Origin of the sequence: Nocardia sp. NPDC047038 (assembly GCF_040644075.1) — a bacterium.
Classification (GTDB): Bacteria; Actinomycetota; Actinomycetes; order Mycobacteriales; family Mycobacteriaceae; genus Nocardia; species Nocardia sichangensis.
Genome location: NZ_JBEYVQ010000019.1, coordinates 65,750 through 83,340 on the forward strand (window position 1 = coordinate 65,750; position 17,591 = coordinate 83,340).

At 68.6% G+C, this 17,591-nt stretch carries 16 protein-coding genes; 12 read left to right on the top strand and 4 right to left on the bottom strand.

Features of this window, described 5'->3' with window-relative positions; all coding sequences use genetic code 11:
* Positions 1-62: 62 nt before the first annotated feature.
* Both ABZ824_RS34560 and helR read left to right on the top strand, forming a co-directional pair.
* Complete coding sequence (locus tag ABZ824_RS34560) at positions 63-509, top strand: nitroreductase/quinone reductase family protein (RefSeq protein WP_356968466.1); 447 nt, start codon at positions 63-65, stop codon at positions 507-509.
* 152 nt (positions 510-661) lie between these two features.
* Positions 662-2,872: an RNA polymerase recycling motor ATPase HelR gene (helR, locus tag ABZ824_RS34565; RefSeq protein WP_356968468.1), complete on the top strand. Its 2,211-nt coding sequence runs from the start codon at positions 662-664 to the stop codon at positions 2,870-2,872.
* Here the strand turns inward: helR and ABZ824_RS34570 are convergent.
* Complete coding sequence (locus ABZ824_RS34570) at positions 2,857-3,192, bottom strand: cupin domain-containing protein (RefSeq protein ID WP_355079368.1); 336 nt, start codon at positions 3,190-3,192, stop codon at positions 2,857-2,859. The two genes, helR and ABZ824_RS34570, sit on opposite strands and share 16 nt — an antisense overlap.
* Before the next feature lie 71 nt (positions 3,193-3,263).
* On the opposite strand from ABZ824_RS34570, the gene ABZ824_RS34575 reads away from it, so the two are divergent.
* Entirely contained in the window at positions 3,264-4,211 is a 948-nt protein-coding gene (locus ABZ824_RS34575) for a helix-turn-helix domain-containing protein (protein ID WP_356968470.1), read from the top strand.
* A 9-nt stretch (positions 4,212-4,220) separates the two neighbouring features.
* Here ABZ824_RS34575 and ABZ824_RS34580 read toward each other — a convergent pair whose 3' ends face one another.
* Complete coding sequence (locus ABZ824_RS34580) at positions 4,221-4,808, bottom strand: LppA family lipoprotein (RefSeq protein WP_356968472.1); 588 nt, start codon at positions 4,806-4,808, stop codon at positions 4,221-4,223.
* Between the two features lie 172 nt (positions 4,809-4,980).
* On the opposite strand from ABZ824_RS34580, the gene ABZ824_RS34585 reads away from it, so the two are divergent.
* The 3 genes from ABZ824_RS34585 to ABZ824_RS34595 all read left to right on the top strand — a co-directional run bounded on the left by ABZ824_RS34585 (position 4,981) and on the right by ABZ824_RS34595 (position 8,032).
* Entirely contained in the window at positions 4,981-5,643 is a 663-nt protein-coding gene (locus tag ABZ824_RS34585; RefSeq protein ID WP_356968474.1) for a TetR/AcrR family transcriptional regulator, read from the top strand.
* Entirely contained in the window at positions 5,594-6,817 is a 1,224-nt protein-coding gene (locus ABZ824_RS34590; RefSeq protein WP_356968476.1) for an oxygenase MpaB family protein, read from the top strand. Before ABZ824_RS34585 ends, ABZ824_RS34590 begins: the two co-directional genes overlap by 50 nt.
* Before the next feature lie 540 nt (positions 6,818-7,357).
* Positions 7,358-8,032 carry a hypothetical protein gene (locus tag ABZ824_RS34595; protein WP_356968478.1) on the top strand — a complete coding sequence of 225 codons (675 nt, stop codon included), beginning with the start codon at positions 7,358-7,360 and terminating at the stop codon, positions 8,030-8,032.
* A 74-nt stretch (positions 8,033-8,106) separates the two neighbouring features.
* Here ABZ824_RS34595 and ABZ824_RS34600 read toward each other — a convergent pair whose 3' ends face one another.
* Positions 8,107-9,639, bottom strand: coding sequence for an FAD-dependent monooxygenase (locus ABZ824_RS34600; protein ID WP_356968480.1), 1,533 nt, complete (start codon positions 9,637-9,639; stop codon positions 8,107-8,109).
* Between the two features lie 192 nt (positions 9,640-9,831).
* Here ABZ824_RS34600 and ABZ824_RS34605 point away from each other — a divergent pair, with 192 nt between their 5' ends.
* The 6 genes from ABZ824_RS34605 (at position 9,832) to katG (ending at position 16,755) form a co-directional block, all read left to right on the top strand.
* Complete coding sequence (locus ABZ824_RS34605; RefSeq protein WP_356968482.1) at positions 9,832-11,022, top strand: glycoside hydrolase family 19 protein; 1,191 nt, start codon at positions 9,832-9,834, stop codon at positions 11,020-11,022.
* A gap of 135 nt (positions 11,023-11,157) precedes the next feature.
* Positions 11,158-11,919 carry an enoyl-CoA hydratase gene (locus ABZ824_RS34610; RefSeq protein ID WP_356968484.1) on the top strand — a complete coding sequence of 254 codons (762 nt, stop codon included), beginning with the start codon at positions 11,158-11,160 and terminating at the stop codon, positions 11,917-11,919.
* Between the two features lie 193 nt (positions 11,920-12,112).
* Entirely contained in the window at positions 12,113-12,628 is a 516-nt protein-coding gene (locus tag ABZ824_RS34615; protein WP_355079388.1) for an SRPBCC family protein, read from the top strand.
* Positions 12,629-12,640: 12 nt separating this feature from the next.
* Positions 12,641-13,810 (top strand): zinc-dependent alcohol dehydrogenase, encoded by a 1,170-nt coding sequence (locus ABZ824_RS34620; protein WP_355079390.1) that lies wholly within the window; start codon positions 12,641-12,643, stop codon positions 13,808-13,810.
* A gap of 234 nt (positions 13,811-14,044) precedes the next feature.
* On the top strand, positions 14,045-14,488 hold the full coding sequence (locus tag ABZ824_RS34625) for a Fur family transcriptional regulator (RefSeq protein WP_355079392.1): 444 nt from the start codon (positions 14,045-14,047) through the stop codon (positions 14,486-14,488).
* 35 nt (positions 14,489-14,523) lie between these two features.
* Positions 14,524-16,755 (top strand): catalase/peroxidase HPI, encoded by a 2,232-nt coding sequence (gene katG / locus ABZ824_RS34630; protein ID WP_356968487.1) that lies wholly within the window; start codon positions 14,524-14,526, stop codon positions 16,753-16,755.
* Between the two features lie 118 nt (positions 16,756-16,873).
* Here the strand turns inward: katG and phoU are convergent, their stop codons facing one another.
* Positions 16,874-17,539, bottom strand: a complete 666-nt coding sequence (gene phoU / locus ABZ824_RS34635; RefSeq protein WP_356968489.1) for a phosphate signaling complex protein PhoU — start codon at positions 17,537-17,539, stop codon at positions 16,874-16,876.
* Between the last annotated feature and the right edge of the window lie 52 nt (positions 17,540-17,591).

Consider the following 17,591-nt stretch of genomic DNA (forward strand, 5'->3'; position numbering starts at 1 on the left):
ACGATTTCGGCCGCCGCGACATGCCCGGAATGGACCTCGCCCTTCGGACAGTTGCCATGCACATGACCGAGTTCGACAAGGACAGACTGGCTTCCGACACCGACGCGCTGGACGGCTTCAACCGCGGCATCGTGGAAGAGTTCCGCGCCAACGGCGGCGAGGTCGGCGGCTTACCAGGCGGCAGACTACTGCTGCTCCACACGACGGGCGCGAAGTCGGGCGCGCCCCGGCTGTCACCGCTGGCGTATGTGACCGTCGACGGGCGGATGCTGGTCGTCGGCTCCTACCTCGGCTCGCCCAAGGATCCGGCGTGGGTGCACAACCTGCGTGCCGACGCGCGTGCCCGAGTCGAGGTCGGCACCGATGCCTACGCCGTGATCGCTCGTGAGTTGCCGCGCGACGAACGCGACCGGTATTTCGAGCGAGTCGTCGAGCTGGCGCCCGTTCTCACGGAGTACCAGGCGAAGACCGAACGCGTCATTCCGCTGTTCGAACTCACCCGCGTCTGACCCCCTCCACCTACAACCTATAGCGCACCCGGGGGCTTGCGGCAAGACCCGGGTCGTGCCGCAGAATCGCTGGCTGCGGCGTTACTGCTCGATGTGATCAGGCGAGCAGCGGCGTCCGCGCGGGATCGTCGAGCCACGAAACGGAGGGGCCTGTGTCCACTCAGGGGTACGAGGACGAACTGCGGTCCGAGCGGAGCTACGTGGCCGGGCTCTACACGCGGCTCGACGCCGAGCGCGCGCGAGCGAGGCGCGGATACACCGCGGCTCTGCGCGGGAACGGCGGAACGCCGATGGAACGGGATGTCGCGGTGCGCACGCTGGCCAGGGAGGTGAAGCGGCTGGACGTAGCGGACAACGGGCTGTGTTTCGGGCGATTGGACGCCTTGTCGGGCGAACGTTCCTACATCGGCCGGATCGGCCTGTTCGACGCGCAGAACGAGTACGAACCGCTGTTGCTCGACTGGCGGGCGCCCGCGGCGCGCGCGTTCTACGTCGCCACCGCCGCCAGCCCGGAGAACATGCGCGGGCGCAGGCAGTTCCACACCCGCGGGCGCCGAGTGGTCGATTTCACCGACGAGGTCCTCGGCCGCCCCGGCGGCGCCGAGCGCGGCGACGCGGCGCTGCTCGCGGCGGTCGACGCGCCGCGTGGCGAGGGGATGCGCGACATCGTGGCGACGATCCAGGCCGAACAGGACGAGATCATCCGGCTCGACCACCCGGGCGTGCTGGTGATCGAGGGTGGCCCCGGCACCGGCAAGACCGTCGTGGCGCTGCACCGCGTCGCGTATCTGCTCTACACCCAGCGGGAGCGGATGGAACGCCACGGCGTGCTCGTGGTCGGCCCCAATCCGGCGTTCCTGAACCACATCGGCCGCGTTCTGCCGTCGCTGGGCGAGACGAACGTCGTGTTCACGACCACCGGCGACCTGGTGCCCGGCCTGCACGTCACCGCGGAGGACGACCCGGACGCCGCCCGGCACAAAGGGTCGCTGCGGATCCTGGACGTGCTCGCGGCGGCCGTAGCCGACCGGCAGCGGGTGCCGGAGCATCCGCTGTCGATCGAGTTGTCCGACGTCACCGTGCGAATCGACGCCGAAACCGCGGAGTGGGGCCGGGAGGAGGCGCGGGCGAGCGGGCTACCGCACAACGAAGCTCGCGCCGTGTTCACCGAGATCGTCACCTGGGTGCTCACCGAGCGGGCGATCGCCCGCATCGGCCGGGGCTGGCTGACCCGCGACGACCGCGAAGCATGGGAGAACCTGCGGTCGGACCTGCGCGCGGAACTCGCGGACAACGACCGGTTCACCGCCGCGCTCGACGAACTCTGGCCGATCCTGGCACCGGAGACACTGTTGGCGCAGCTGTACGAATCCCCGGAACGGCTGGCAGCGGCGGGCGCCGACCCGGCCCTCTTGCGCCGCAGAGGCGATGCCTGGACGGTGTCGGACGTGCCGCTGCTCGATGAATTGGTCGATCTACTCGGCCGTGTGAAGCGGGACGACGACGCCGAGCGGGAACAGCAGGCCCAGGCCGAGTACGCGGCGGGTGTGCTGGACATTCTGGTCAGCCGCGAGGACATGATGGACGACGAGGACCACTTGTTCGCCCAGGACCTGCTCTACGCGGAGGATTTGGCGGATCGCTTCCTCGAGCGCGACAGCCGGGAACTCGCCGAACGCGCGGCGGCGGACCGGGACTGGACCTACCGGCACGTCGTGGTGGACGAAGCCCAGGAACTGTCCGAAATGGATTGGCGGGTGCTGATGCGGCGCTGCCCCGGGCGGTCTTTCACGATCGTCGGCGATCTCGCCCAACGCCGGGCGGCCGCCGGAGCGACCTCGTGGGGCGCGATGCTGGATCGGTACGTACCGGGCCGGTGGGTCTACCGATCGCTGACGGTGAACTACCGCACCCCGGCGGAGATCATGACCGTCGCCGCCGAGCTGCTCGCCACGTTCGCACCCGGCGTCCAGCCACCGGAGTCGGTTCGCGCATGCGGCGTACGGCCGTGGTCCAGGCAGGTCGCCGCCGACGAAATAGGTTCCGCCATAGACGAATTCGTCCGCGACGAAGCCTCACGCGAAGGCACAAGCGTCGTGATCGGGCCACCGGACGTGCCGGGCGCGGTGGCGGCGGCGGAGACCAAGGGTTTGGAATACGACGCCGTCCTGGTCGTGGAGCCGGAACGAATTCTGGCCGACGGCCCGCGCGGCGCGGCCGAACTCTACGTCGCCCTCACCCGCGCCACCCAACGTCTCGGCGTGCTGCACCAGGGGCCTCTGCCGCAGGCGCTGACCGGCCTCGCCGAAACCTCGACGCCCGTCGGGGCCGGAGACCGCCGGCGCGATCAGCCTTCCGGGTAGAAGACGAACAGCGTGCAGCCGGTCGCAGTCCCTGGCACGTGCCACGATCCGGCCGGGGCGTGCAGGAACGTCCCGGCCGGGTAGTCGCGCGCGCCGTCGTTGAAGGTGCCCGCGACCACGTAGACCTCCTCGGGGCCGGGCTCGTGGACGTCGCGGCGCGGCCACGACGTACCCGCGTCCATCTCCAGCACGTTGGCGCTCGCACCGGACGGCCCGGTCCAGAGGTGCCGTACCCGGATTCCGGGAAACAGCTCCCGAGCCGGAGATTCCGCGACGGACACAGCGGTGTAGCCCTCCTGGGCGAGGATTTCGGAATGCATGGCTTTCACGGTGCCGCGTGGAAGCAGGCCGAGAAAGTGTCCAGTCGGACACCACCGGGTACATTCTTGCCATGCATCGCGTGGTGGCCCTGGTGCGGCCGGTGCAGTCGACATTCGAGCTGGGCTGCGCCGCGGAGGTATTCGGCACACAGCGGGCCGGGGTGCCGCACTACTACGAGTTCGAGGTGTGCACGGAGACGCCAGGGCCGGTACCGACATCGGCCGGGTACGCGCTGGAGGTGTCGCAGGGCCTTTCGGCGCTCGCTTCCGCGGACACCGTGCTCATCCCGGGCTGGGCGCCGGTGGAGGCGCCGCTCTCGGCCCCCGTGCGCCACGCGCTGCTGCGGGCGCACGCCCGTGGGGCGCGGCTCGTGACGATCTGCTCCGGAGTGTTCGCGCTCGCCCGCACGGGCTTGCTGAACGGACGCTCGGCGACGACCCACTGGGCGCGCGCCGCACAGTTGGCGCGGGAGTTCCCGGAAGTTCGGGTGGAACCGGACGTGCTCTATGTGGACCACGGCGATGTCGCCACGAGCGCCGGAGCGGGCGCGGGCATCGACCTGTGCCTGCACCTCGTCCGGAAGGACCACGGGGCCGCGCATGCCACCCTCGTCGCGCGGCACATGGTGATGTCGCCGCACCGCGAGGGCGGCCAAGCACAGTACGCCCCGCCCGCACCACCCACGGACGCGCTGGACGGCCTGCTCGAGTGGGCAGGCGCGCGGCTCGGGACAGCGCTGTCGGTAGGCGATCTGGCCGCGCACCTCAGCGTCTCGCCGCGCACGCTGGCCCGGCGTTTCGCCGATCAGCTCGGCACGAGCCCGGGGGCATGGCTGCTGTCGCGCCGGGTGGCCGAGGCGCGCACCCTCCTGGAGGAGACGAACCTGCCGGTGGAGGCGATCGCGGCACGGGTCGGCCTGACCTCCGCGGTCAACCTGCGCCGCCGCTTCCGCGCCCAGGTGGGCACGACCCCGGGCGCCTACCGGCGAGCGTTCCGTGGCTCGGGAATACGGATGTGACAGGGAAAGTCACCGAGGCGACCGCTCATCCGCGGGTAGTCGGCAACCCACGGTCGCGGTGATCGTCATCGACCGGGCATCGGTGAACACCGACAGCTCGGTGTTGCTGTCCCACTCGGCCCCATCCGAGCCTTCGAACGTGACGTACCGGTCCGGCGACGATGCCGCGCTCGGCAGCATGTCCGTCGCACCCACGGACGCGGCCAGCGCTCGGGCCGTTTCCTGGAACCCGGGCCAGGCTCCTGCGGGCAGGGAACCGTCGGCGCGATAGCGCGGCAGGACGACACGCCTGCCGCCGGTGTGCGCATAGGGCCCATAGCAAGGTCCCACGGCGCGGTCCTCGCTTCGGATCCACCGCAGCGCCGGTTCGATCGCCGAGGCGGCGTTCGCGATCTCCTCGACGACCGACGCCATCCGCTGCTCGGCCACCTCCGAAGCCGGTAGTCCGGCCAATTCCGCTGCGGCGGCGGCGATCTCCTCGGCCGAAGGCGGCGGGGCGGGCTCACCGAGCAAGGTCGCGCATCCGCCCGTCCAAGCCGCGACCGCGAGCACGGCGGACCAGCGCAGCGCTACGGTCGGCCATCGCGGTCCGGTCATCGTCTCCCACGTTTCCCGCGGCCGCACGGATCGCGAGTCCGCCTCCCGCGCAATTCTATTCGTGGCGGGTGATACGGGAGCGACAACATGGCGCGGCGACGAACGCGACCGGTGTCGCGGCCACACTCGTCGAATCATTGACTCAATGACACAGTCTTTGTATGTTTGTATCATGAGCGAGGGTTCCGACGGCGTCGACGAACGGATCATGGACGCCGCGCTCGAACGCATCCTGCAGGTCGGGATCCGCCGGGCCAGCCTGGAGGACATCGCCCGCATGGCCGAGCTCAGCCGGATCACCATCCACCGCCGGTTCGCGGGCAAGGACAACCTGATCCAAGCGGTACTGGCCCGCGAGACCCGGCGCATGCTCGCGGAGGTGACCGCGATCGCCGCCACCGCCACCGGCGTGGACGCCCAGATCGAGGACACCATGCTGTACGTCCTCTTGCAGACCCGCATCCACCGGCTGGTCACCCAACTGCTGCGGGTCGCGCCGGACGAAGCGTTGCGCTTCTCCACCGTGCAGGGCGAACGCCTGGTGTCCATCGGCATCGAGTACATCGTCGGCATGCTCACTCATGCCCAGTCCGCGGGCCTCGTCGACGAGTACGACCCGCGCCCGGTGGCCGAACTCGTCGCCCGCCTGGCCCACTCGCTGATGCTCACCCCCGGGGGCGGCAGCGTCGACTTCACCGACGACGACCGCGCCCGCGCCTTTGTCCGCACCACCATCGTGCCTTTGATGAAACACGGCATCACCCGCCCCGACGAGGAGCCCACCCATGACGACGTCCGCGACAATCCCGGCCCGGCATCCCGATCGGCCTCGTAAGGCGCCCGGCCTGGGCCCGTTCGCCGCGCTGCTGCGCATCGGGAAACCTTCCCCGCAGCGCTGGCAGCTGCTCGGCGCCTCGTTGCTCGTAGGCGACGAGCCGATGGACAGCCTCGTCGAGTGGATGTACACCGAAGGCATGGCCGTCACGCGGCCGTTGTTCGAGCAGGCACTCCGGTCGGGCATCGACAGCATCCCCGGCGCGCCCGCGCCGCTGCGCGAGTTCTTCACCGCCGTCGAGGACACCCCCGCCTGGGTCGACCCGAAGTTGTTGCGCGACGGCGAGCGTGTGTTCCGTTCCGGCGGCAACGACGGGCTGTATTTCGCCCGTGACGTCTCCTTCATCGGCGGCTATCTGGCCTCCGGTTTCAACAAGACCCTTCTGCGCACCGGCGCCCTGGAGAAAGGCCCCGCCCGCCGGTTCGCCGAGACCCTGCAATGGGCGATGGACGTGTCCACCGAGAACGGCATGGACCGTTACGGTGTCGGCTACCGCTCCACCCTGCACGTGCGCCTCATCCACTCGCTGGTCCGCAGGCACGTCGCCGCCATGCCCGACTGGCGCACCGAGGAATGGGGCCTGCCGATCAACCAGACCGACATGGCCGCCACCCTCGTCGGCGCCCTGCTCGCACCCGTCGTCGGCGGCATGGCGCTCGGCGTCATCCTCTCCCCCCGTGAGCTGGCCGCCGCCGCCCACCTCACCCGCTACGTCGGCTGGCTGATCGGCGTCGAAGAGCAATGGCTGCCCACCAGCTTCCGCGACGGCATCGCCATCCTCGACCACTGCCTGACCGCCATCACCAATCCCGACGAGACCAGCCGCCAACTCGCCCTACCTATGGCCGACGATCCACTGAACTGGTCCTATCCCAACCTGCCCACGCTGCGCGGCCGGCTCGCCCGCGCCCAGCACCTGTCCGTCAGCAGCGCCTTCCTCGGACCCAAGGCGATGCGTATCCTCGGCCTGCCCGCCTATGTCCCGCCCTGGTACCCCGCGCTGCGCATCCCCGTCAACCTCGTGCGCACCGCCTACACCCACCTGGCTCCCGGCGGCCTCGACCGCGCCGCCATCCACGGACGCGAGCAGCAGGAAGCCTTCCTGCGGCGCCTCATCGGCGAAACCAGCGCCACCATAGGGCATTCCACGCCGCGGCTGGATCGCACCGCCTGACCGCCGATCCGGCAGCGCGACCCCGCAGGCGCTGCCGGACAACCCACATCGGCGGCGCGTCGGAGAATCTCGACGAGGAACTCGACTTCCCCGAAGACGGGATACACCCTGGGACGGATTGCGCGACAACGGATCGGGACCATCGACACCGATGCCGCAGCGGTCGCCGCCTCCGCCGTCGACGGGTATTACGCAGCCGGGCTCCTGCGGACCGAGCTTTCCGGCTGACGCCGCCCGGGAAAGGCCGCCGCCGCTGGGTTCACGCTTGTCAACACGTCCTGATGCCGACGCCGCCCGCGCGGGTCCGAGCACACACGGCGGGGAGCAGGCCCGCCGCAGCGCCGACCTGGACGAACAACCCGCAGCAGTCGGCGAGACGGTGAACCGAGCGCGGTAGCGGAGGCCGTGGGTTCGGACATGCGACGCGGACGAGTATGCGCTGTTGTCGACAACGTCACCGGTCGATCTATCTACACTGACAACGCTGAGCACCACCGGATCGACGCCTTGTCCGAAACCACACTTCGACGGAGAAGTTCTATGTGCGGCCGCCGGAACCCCAAGCGCAACAACAACTCACGTCGTCCGGACACCGTACCGGCGATTCGGTATCCGGCCCGATCCGTCATCGACATCCTGCTGCCCGCCATGATCACGCGCCGCAGCGGTGCGCCCACCACCGACACCGGCCTCGTCCACATCTGGGGTTTCACCGGCACCGGCGAGGACGACAGCGCGAGCGCGGCGGGCTTCGCGGAATTCTCGCCCAACGACACCCCCACCGTGGCGGGCTCTCCCATCCTGGACATCGCCGGGCGGATGATGGCGGGTATGAACGGCCGCCTGTGGGGATTCGGGCTGGCCCACCAGGCCGCCGCGGACGCCGTCGTGCACGGGATCGACAACCAGCCCGACACGATCACCTCGTCGCCGGACGGGCCGGAAGAATCCTCCACCACCGAGGAAGTATGGGCCGCCAGCATCTTCGACGCCCGCGGAAGGGAGATCACCCAGCTGCGCTACGTGCATCTGCCGGAGCTCGAACCGATCACCTTCGACAGCGACACCCTCGATCGGCGCAGCACCATTCACGACTGGATCGACCGAGTCCAGACCGGAGTCATCTCGGCGCACGTCTGGGCGGCAGCCCTTGCTCTGGACGCGCAACGCAACCGAGCCGTCCTCGCGCAACTGGAACAGCGACTGCTGAGCTGACCGCAGCGCCCGCCGAACCCGACCCGGCGATGTCACCCACGGCGTCACCGGGTGCGGCGCGGTCCGCGCGAACATCAGGTGTGGGCGCGAGCACCGAACCAACGGGCCAGCGATTCCTCGAGGCCGTCCAGGTCGCCGCCGTCGGCAGCCCACGCGACACAGCCGTCGGGACGGACCAGAATCGCCGAAAGCTCTCGCGGCTGAGCGGCTTTCGCGGTGACGACCCGCACCCGCCCGGACCATCCCGCGGCGCGGGATCGCAAGTCGCCGGAATCGACGAGGTCGAGCAGGATGCCCTCCGCGCCGGTGAAATGCTCACCGAGGCGGGTGCCGTCGGCCAATTCGATGTCGGGAGCGACCGATCCGACGAGCGAGTGCCCCCCGCCGATGTCGTAGCGATGCCGAACACCGGAGATGTTCTTGAACACGCCGGTCGCGCCGTCGCGCGAGGCGAGCAGTTCGGCGGCGACGGCGCGCAGGGCACGGCTGCGGATATCGGTGCGCATCAAAGCGACCTGCGCGCGCGTCCAATCCAGCACCCACGCGCCGATGGGATGGCGTTCGGCGGTATAGGTGTCGAGCAGACCGCCGGGCGCCCAGCCGCGCACTTCGGCGGCCAGCTTCCAGCCGAGATTCACCGCGTCGCCGATACCGAGGTTCAGGCCCTGACCTCCGAAAGGTGAGTGCACGTGCGCGGCGTCACCGGCGAGCAGCACCCGACCCTTGCGGTAATCGGGGACCTGGCGGGTGTTGTCGGTGAAACGGGTGGCCGAACGCACGGCGGTGACGACCACCGGGACTCCGCTCACGGCACGGATGCTCTGCTGCAATTCGGCCGCCGTCACCGGGGTCTCCCGATCGGCGGGCGGGCCGTCCAGTTCGACGGTGAGCACCCGGCCGGGCATCGGGCCATAGGCGTAGATACCGGTTTCGGTAGCATTCCAGCTCATCCGAAGGTTCTCGGCTCCGGTCATGTCCACGATCGCCTGATGGCCGGTGATCTCCGGGTCGAGGCCGGGGAACTCGAACCCGGCGAGCTTGCGGACCGTGCTGCGTCCGCCGTCACAGCCGACCAGCCAGCCGGTGCGCACCCTGCGGTCACCGCAATCGACGGTGACACCCGCGCCGTCGTCGGACAGCCCGATGACCTCCACCCCGCGCCGGACCTCGACGCCGAGTTCGGCAGCGCGGCCACCCAGGATCGCCTCGACGGACTGCTGGGCCACCAGGAAGACCTCGGCGGCCGGACCGACCTCGGCGAATTCCGGATCGTCGAAGTCGACGGCGTCCGAATTCAGCATGATGCCCGCGAAGTGACCCACCGCAGGCCGCCGCCCCCGGTCGATCGGCGGCATGCCGCCGTCGCGACGGAACTGCGCGAACCGGGCGAATGCGGCGTCCTGCTCGGCGCGCAGCTGCGGCAGCAGCCCGCGCCGGTACATGGCCTGAGCGGTGGGCACATTGATCGCCCCCGCTTTGATCGTGCGGTCCGGCTCGGCGAGGCGCTCCACCACGAGCACATCCACCCCCGCGAGCCGCAGCTCACAAGCCAGCATGAGCCCGACCGGCCCGGCGCCGACCACCACCACTTCACGTGTCTCGTTCATACGAAACACACTGCGGCGAAAGCATTGCCCGGCACTTGCACCGGCTTGCACGCCGCTTGCGCGGAGTCGTCACCGCCGGAGTCGACAGACACTCGAAGCGCCCGCTGGATATTCCCGCTGGGTGAGACCCGCCTTGTCACAGCTGGGGAGAGAATGGCGGACGTTTGCGCTGGTCATGCGAGAATCGTGGACATGGGCTCCCCCTACGACCCGTTGCAGGCGGATCCCTGGGGGCGGGCACGATACGGTCTGCTCGCACTACCGGCCAAGGTACTCGGGGCGGATCCGACCCCGCAGGCGTCTTCGGCGGTCGCCGATACCCGCAAACAGATCGAGAGTCTGATCGCCCCACCACAAGCCTCCGCCACGCTGCGGAAAGTCATCGAATTCACCCGAAACGCTTTCGATCTCATGGTCGACCAACTCGGTAACGGACACCCCGAGGACATTCCGGACCTGATCGTCCTGCTCGATAAGGCCGACTTGTACGACGTGGCCAACGAGTCCATCGTCACCACGCATTACAACGAGAAGTCCGGAAAGCTGGCCCGCCTCGCCGACGATCTGAAAGCCCAAGCCACGGGAATATCCGGCAAGGTGGGCGACGTGGCGAAGGACAACATCGCGTTGATCGGAACGATCAGAGACGAGGCGGCACGTCTCGCACCGGTGCTGCAAGCTGCCACGGTGGCGGTCTCGGCGCGCTCGAAGAAATTGTCGCCGACCGAGGAGAAGTCACTCCTGACCGAAGTCGTCGCGACACTCGTGCGGGTGGAGACGAAATTCGCCGCCGTCGCCGGGCACAATGCCGACCGGGCCGGGACCACGGGCCCGCTGACCCTGGAACAACTGGAGCGGATCTTCCCCGGCACATCCCGCGCGAAATTGCAGGAGTACCTGCCCTACCTCGACCAGGCGATGCGCGACTTCGGGATCGACACGCCGAAGCGGGAAGCCGCTTTCCTAGCCCAGATCGGGGTGGAAACCGACGATCTGAAAACGCTCGAGGAATACGGTGACGACGAATATTTCAACCGCCTCTACGGGCCCGGCTCCGGCGTCGGCCGAAGCTTGGGCAACAACAGGCCCGGCGACGGCGCCCGCTTCCACGGCCGTGGCGCGTTGCAGTTGACCGGTCGCAACAACTATCAGGAGGCGGGCGAGGCCCTCGGTGTCGATCTCGTCGGCGATCACAAGCTGGCCGCCGATCCGAAGTACGCCTTCGCAACCGCCGGGTGGTTCTGGGACGCCAAGAATCTGAACGACCGGGCCGACGAATCGGATGTCGGCGCGATCACCAGATCGATCAACGGAGGTTCCAATGGCGCTCAGGAGCGCAAGGAGAACTACGACCGTGCCCGCAAGGTACTCGACGCGGAATGAACCCGAATTGTTCGCCACGCATCCGCGGCCCCGGTGAGCTCGGCGATGGATCTGCGTTCGGCGGTCAGAGCGCCCCACGAGTCGGTGCGCGGTCCCGAGCGTCTTCTGACCGTCCCCGGCGCCTACGATCCGGTCATGGCGGAGATCAGGAGTGAGCGGCGGGACAAGGTCGCGGTCATCACCGTGCACGACCCGGATCGGCGGAACGCGTTGACACCGGCGCTGTCCGAACAACTGGCCGACGCGGTGGCCGAGGCCGAGCGCGATACCGGTGTGCACGCGGTGCTCGTCACCGGAACCCCGCCCGCATTCTGCGCCGGAGCCGATCTGAGCGCGCTCGGTGCGGCACGCGAGGAGGGGCTGCGGGTGATCTACGACGGATTCCTCGCGGTCGCGCGCTGCGCACTGCCCACCATCGCGGTGGTCGGCGGCGCCGCCGTCGGCGCGGGACTCAACCTGGCGCTGGCCGCGGATGTCAGGATCGCCGGTCCCCGCGCGCGGTTCGACGCGCGATTCCTGCGGCTGGGCCTTCATCCCGGCGGCGGGATGACCTGGATGCTGCAACGCGCCGTCGGACCGCAACGGGCCGCCGCGATGACGCTGTTCGGGGAGATCCTCGACGCTCAGGCGGCGCTGAGCGCAGGATTGGCGCACCGGGTGATCGACGGCGATCAGGACGCGCTGCTCGCCGGAGCGATCGACTTCGCCGCCGGCGCGGCCGAAGCGCCGCGCGATCTGCTCATCACCACCAAGCGCACCATGCGCCACACCGCGAATCTCGACGCCCACGCCGATGCCGTCGACGCCGAGATCGTGCCGCAGGTCGCCTCCCTCGACTCCCCGGCATTCGCCGCGCGCCTGGCGGCGAAGCAGACCGAGATCGGCCGATCGAGATGAACGGCGGCGGCGCGGTGTGGGCGGAGGTCGTCGAAGCGGGACGGAAACGGTTTGGCGTTTCCGGCGGCGGGTAGCCGCTCCGAGACCGCATAGGAAGCGCACGACTCTGCGGCCGATGGTTCGTATCCGGATCGCAGGGGCCTTTCATGTGTGCCGGGTGCCTTGCGACCGCGGAGAGCGAGAGGAGGGCCCTATGCACTACATCGATGACACCAAACACCTGCTCAGCGATCTCGTGGGACGGGTGATCGAGTCGGCGACCAGCTACTCGGGCAGTCAGACCGTGACCATCGCCCGGCCACGAGCCGAGGTCGAGCAGTTCTGGCGCGACCCGACGAGCCTGTCCGAGGTACTCGGCGACGTCGCCGAAGTCAGATCTCCGGCTCCGTCGACCTACGAGTGGAGGCTGTACGCGGGCGCCGACGGACACACGACCTGGAAGACCACACTGCGCGAGGAGGACGGACACTTCCGGTTCGTCGGCTCCGCCGACCAGGACGCAGGCCAGGGTCTCGAAATCGAACTCACCTTCCGGGAAGCACCGCGGAATCTCGGGACCGAAGTGACGATGCGAGCCCGGACCCCGCTGCCCGACCTGCTGACCGGCGCGGGCATGTTCACCGCGCTCTACCGAGCCCGAGCCCGGCTGCAGACCGGCGAAATGCCCACCCTGGCCCACAATCCGAGCGCCCGCTCTTCCGCTCGGTGAACAGGAGGAGACATGCACGCGCTCTGCTGGAACGGCGTCAACGAACTCGCCGTGGAAACCGTCCCCGATCCGGTTCTGGTCAATCCGCACGATGTCATCGTCCAGGTCCGCCTGACCACCACCTGCGGGTCCGATCTGCACTTCATCGACGGATATCTGCCGGGAATGCGGGAAGGCGACGTCTTCGGACACGAATTCATGGGCGAGGTCGTGGAAACCGGAGCCGAAGTCACCTCGATCGCCGTGGGTGACCGTGTCGTGGTCCCGTCCTTCATCGGATGCGCATCGTGCTGGTATTGCGACCACGAACTGTATTCCCTTTGCGATACCACCAATCCGAACAGCGCTCTGCAACAACCGCTTTTCGGCTACCCGACCGGCGGAATCTACGGTTACACCCATCCCTTCGGGGGTTATCAGGGTTCCCATGCGCAATATGTCCGTGTCCCCTTCGGCGACACCAACTGTTTCCGGATCCCGGACGGCATCACCGACGAACAAGCATTGTTCCTGTCCGATGCCGTGCCGACGGGACTGATGGGCGCCGAATTCTGCGACATCCACCCCGGCGACACCGTCGCGGTGTGGGGCAGCGGCGGCGTCGGATTGATGGCCGGGCACACGGCACGCCTGCTCGACGCCGAGCGGATCTTCGTCATCGACCGCCTTCCCGAGCGGTTGCGCGTGGCGGAAGAGCAGTTCGGCGCGGAAACCATCGACTACACCGCCGTCGACAGCGTCCACGAGATCCTGCGCGAAAGTACCGGTGGCCGCGGGCCCGACGCCTGCATCGAGGCCGTCGGGATGGAAGGACACGGCACCGGACTCCAGCAACTCTACGATCGGGCCAAACAGTTGCTCCGGCTGGAATCGGATCGCGCGACACCGCTGCGGGAAGCGATTCTCGCGTGCCGGAAAGGCGGCATCGTCTCGGTGCTCGGCGTATACGGTCTCACCGACAAATTCCCCATGGGTGTCGTGACGAACAAGGGCCTCACCATCCGCACGGCACAGCAATACGGCCAGCGGTTCGTACCCCGCATGTTCGATTACATCCAACAGGGCGATCTCGACCCCTCCTACCTGATCACCCACGACATGCCGCTCGACGACGCGGTATACGGCTACGACATCTTCAAGCACAAAAAGGAAGGCTGCATCCGCTCCGTTTTCCGGCCCTGAGCGGGCCCATGGGGCCGCAGCGCCGAGATAGCTCGCTGGTTGCCCAGCCGATCCGGTAGCCGGATCATCCGCGCCTCGTCGGCTCCATCGAATCGCCGCAAACGCCCACGTGCTCTGCGCGGCAGTGGGTACGCTGCCCGACGAGCCCTCCGGGGCGGCCTCCGCGCGGCACGTACCGCGCAACTTCCGAACAAACTCTTGACTCGTTCCAGAAAACGGACGAGACTTCCGAGCATGCCAACGGCCTCGGAGTTCCAGCAGATGCTGCGAGGAGTTTCGCTACGTGTGACCCGCCCGCGGGTCGCGGTGCTCAGTGCGGTCCACGACCACCCGCACGCCGACACGGAGTCGATCATCCGCGCTGTTCGATCCGCGCTGCCCGAGGTGTCCCACCAAACGGTCTACGACTCCTTGAACGCACTCACCGCCACCGGCCTGGTCCGGCGTATCCAGCCGTCCGGGTCCGTCGCCCGCTACGAATCGCGGGTCGGCGACAACCACCATCACGTCGTATGCCGAGGATGCGGGGTGATCGCCGATGTCGACTGCGCCATCGGCGAGGCCCCGTGTCTGACCGCGTCCGATGACAGCGGGTTCTCGATCGATGAAGCCGAGGTCATCTACTGGGGCCTGTGCCCCGATTGTGTGGAATCACAGGCTTCCCGATCACATTCGTGATCGCAGCCCACATCACTCATTCAGGAAGGAATGCTGTGTCATCCGATAGCCGCCCGCCCAATCCTGACACCAAGACCCACAGCGCGAGCGAGAGCGAGAACCCGGCGATCCCGTCGCCCACCGCGAAGACGGACCACCGCCCCCGCAGCAACAAGGACTGGTGGCCGGAGCAGATCGATGTCTCGGTGCTGCACGCCCATACGTCCAAGTCCAACCCGCTCGGAGAGGACTTCAACTACCCAGAAGAATTCAAGAAGCTCGACGTCGACGCCCTCAAGGCCGACGTCGCGGCGGTCCTGACCAATTCGCAGGACTGGTGGCCCGCCGACTACGGCCACTACGGCGGCCTGTTCATCCGGATGAGCTGGCACGCCGCGGGCACCTACCGCATCTCCGACGGCCGCGGCGGCGGCGGTCAGGGCGCGCAGCGTTTCGCGCCGCTGAACAGCTGGCCGGACAACGCCAACCTGGACAAGGCGCGCCGGCTGCTGTGGCCGGTCAAGCAGAAGTACGGCAGCAAGATCTCGTGGGCCGACCTGCTGGTGTTCGCGGGCAACGTGGCCCTCGAGTCGATGGGGTTCAAGACCTTCGGCTTCGGCTTCGGCCGTCCGGACATCTGGGAGGCGGAGGAGGTCTTCTGGGGTCCGGAGGACACCTGGCTCGGCGACGAGCGCTACAGCGGTGACCGCGAGCTGGCCAACCCGCTCGGCGCCGTCCAGATGGGCCTGATCTATGTGAATCCCGAAGGGCCCAACGGTCAGCCGGATCCCGTGGCCGCCGCGCGCGACATCCGCGAGACATTCGGCCGCATGGCGATGAACGACGAGGAGACCGCCGCGCTGATCGTCGGCGGCCACAGCTTCGGCAAGACCCACGGCGCGGGCGACGCCGGCCTGGTCGGCGCCGAACCGGAAGGCGCTCCCCTCGAACAGCAGGGCCTGGGCTGGAAGAGCGCCTACGGCACCGGCAAGGGCAAGGACGCCATCACCAGCGGCCTGGAGGTCGTCTGGACCGCCACCCCGACCAAGTGGGGCAACGGCTTCCTGCAGAACCTGTACGGCTACGAATGGGAGCTGACCAAGAGCCCCGCCGGGGCCTGGCAGTGGAAGCCGAAGGACGGTGCGGGCGAGGGCGCGATCCCGGATCCGTTCGGCGGGCCCGCGCGTACGCCGACCATGCTGACCACGGACCTGTCGCTGCGCGAAGACCCGATCTATCGGGAGATCACCCGGCGCTGGCTCGATCACCCCGAGGAGCTGGCCGAGGCGTTCGCCAAGGCGTGGTACAAGCTCCTGCACCGCGACATGGGCCCGATCAGCCGCTACCTCGGCCCCTGGGTTCCCGAGCCGCAGCTGTGGCAGGATCCCGTTCCCGCCGTCGATCACGAGTTGATCGACGAGCAGGACATCGCGGAGCTGAAGAGCAAGGTGCTCGAGTCCGGCCTGTCGGTCGCGCAGCTGGTCAAGACCGCCTGGGCCTCGGCAGCCAGCTACCGCAGCACCGACAAGCGCGGTGGCGCCAACGGTGCCCGGATCCGGCTCGAGCCGCAGAAGAACTGGGAAGTCAACGAGCCGGACGAGCTGGCCAAGGTGCTGCCGGTGCTCGAGCAGATCCAGCAGAACTTCAACGGTTCGGCCTCCGGCGGCAAGAAGGTCTCGCTCGCCGACCTGATCATCCTGGCCGGGTCCGCGGCGATCGAGAAGGCCGCCAAGGACGCGGGTCACGATGTCACGGTGCCGTTCGCACCCGGACGGACGGACGCCACCCAGGAGAACACCGACGTCGAGTCGTTCGCGGTGCTCGAACCGCGGGCCGACGGGTTCCGCAACTACACGCGGACCGGCGAGAAGGCTCCGCTGGAGCGCCTGCTGCTCGACCGGGCGTACATGCTGGACGTGACGGCTCCGGAGCTGACGGTGCTCATCGGTGGTCTGCGCGCTCTGGGCGCCAACTACGGCGGCACCGACCACGGTGTGTTCACCGACCGGCCGGGCGTGCTGACGAACGACTTCTTCGTCAACCTGCTCGACCAGAACACCGAGTGGAAGGCGTCGGAGTCGGCGGAGAACGTCTACGAAGGCTTCGACCGCGCCTCCGGGGCGGCGAAGTGGACGGCGACGGCCAACGACCTCATCTTCGGATCGCACTCCGTGCTGCGGGCGGTGGCCGAGGTGTACGCGCAGGACGACGCGAAGGCGAAGTTCGTCGACGACTTCGTCGCGGCGTGGGTCAAGGTGGTCGAAAACGACCGGTTCGATCTCGCCTGATCGATATTCGACGATCCGGGCCGGTTCTTCGGGGCCGGCCTGGATCGTCTCGTCACCCGCCGTCCGATGGACCGTCGAGCGCAACGAATTCCGTTCCGCGCACCCACGATTCGCGGTCCTATAGCGATTGCGCGACCTCGTCGTCCGGGCGGCGCCCGGTGGTCATGTACAGGGTGCGGCGACCCACCTCGACGGCGTGGTCGCCGAAGCGTTCGTAATAGCGGCCGAGCAGAGTGACGTCGACCGCGGCCGCGGTGCCGTTGTCCCATCCTTCGGCCAGGATCGCCGCCAGCAGGTCGCGGTGTAGATCGTCCATGGTGTCGTCGCGAGCGTCGAGGTCAGCTGCGTCGCCGGGGTCGGCGGTGGTCAGCACACCGACCGCGGCGTCGGCGAGGTCGACGGCCGCCGCACCCATATGGGTCACCAGATCTCGCACCGGTTCGGGGACCACGTCGGCGGGATGCCTGCGTCTGGCGGCGTCGGCGATGTGCTCGGTCAGCGCGCTCATCCGGGTGAGGTCATCGACCAATTGCAGCGCCGTCACCACCTGCCGCAGTTCCCCCGCGACGGGAGCTTCGAGGGCGAGAAGGGTGACCGCGGCGTGCTCGGCGTCCTCGCGCATAGCGGCGGTTTCGGCGCAGTAGTCGATGGTGCGTTCGGCCAGCTCCAGATCCGCGCCGAGAAGGGCGTCGGTGGCCATCGCGATGGCCTCCCGATTGCGCACGCACATCGCTCGCAAGTGGTCGGCGAGCTGCTCGAGGTGATCGTGGAAGCGGGTGCGCACCCCTCCATCATCGCGCGCATCCCGCCGGCGCGCTGCGGGTCCGCGATCGCGC

What these genes read in the sequence shown, in the direction of transcription:
- ABZ824_RS34560 (WP_356968466.1), top strand. Translation starts at nt 63, where the DNA reads ATGACCGAGTTCGACAAGGACAGACTGGCTTCCGACACCGACGCGCTG.
- ABZ824_RS34570 (WP_355079368.1), bottom strand. Translation starts at nt 3,192, where the DNA reads ATGCATTCCGAAATCCTCGCCCAGGAGGGCTACACCGCTGTGTCCGTC.
- ABZ824_RS34575 (WP_356968470.1), top strand. Translation starts at nt 3,264, where the DNA reads ATGCATCGCGTGGTGGCCCTGGTGCGGCCGGTGCAGTCGACATTCGAG.
- ABZ824_RS34580 (WP_356968472.1), bottom strand. Translation starts at nt 4,808, where the DNA reads ATGACCGGACCGCGATGGCCGACCGTAGCGCTGCGCTGGTCCGCCGTG.
- ABZ824_RS34585 (WP_356968474.1), top strand. Translation starts at nt 4,981, where the DNA reads ATGAGCGAGGGTTCCGACGGCGTCGACGAACGGATCATGGACGCCGCG.
- ABZ824_RS34590 (WP_356968476.1), top strand. Translation starts at nt 5,594, where the DNA reads ATGACGACGTCCGCGACAATCCCGGCCCGGCATCCCGATCGGCCTCGT.
- ABZ824_RS34595 (WP_356968478.1), top strand. Translation starts at nt 7,358, where the DNA reads ATGTGCGGCCGCCGGAACCCCAAGCGCAACAACAACTCACGTCGTCCG.
- ABZ824_RS34600 (WP_356968480.1), bottom strand. Translation starts at nt 9,639, where the DNA reads ATGAACGAGACACGTGAAGTGGTGGTGGTCGGCGCCGGGCCGGTCGGG.
- ABZ824_RS34605 (WP_356968482.1), top strand. Translation starts at nt 9,832, where the DNA reads ATGGGCTCCCCCTACGACCCGTTGCAGGCGGATCCCTGGGGGCGGGCA.
- ABZ824_RS34610 (WP_356968484.1), top strand. Translation starts at nt 11,158, where the DNA reads ATGGCGGAGATCAGGAGTGAGCGGCGGGACAAGGTCGCGGTCATCACC.
- ABZ824_RS34615 (WP_355079388.1), top strand. Translation starts at nt 12,113, where the DNA reads ATGCACTACATCGATGACACCAAACACCTGCTCAGCGATCTCGTGGGA.
- ABZ824_RS34620 (WP_355079390.1), top strand. Translation starts at nt 12,641, where the DNA reads ATGCACGCGCTCTGCTGGAACGGCGTCAACGAACTCGCCGTGGAAACC.
- ABZ824_RS34625 (WP_355079392.1), top strand. Translation starts at nt 14,045, where the DNA reads ATGCCAACGGCCTCGGAGTTCCAGCAGATGCTGCGAGGAGTTTCGCTA.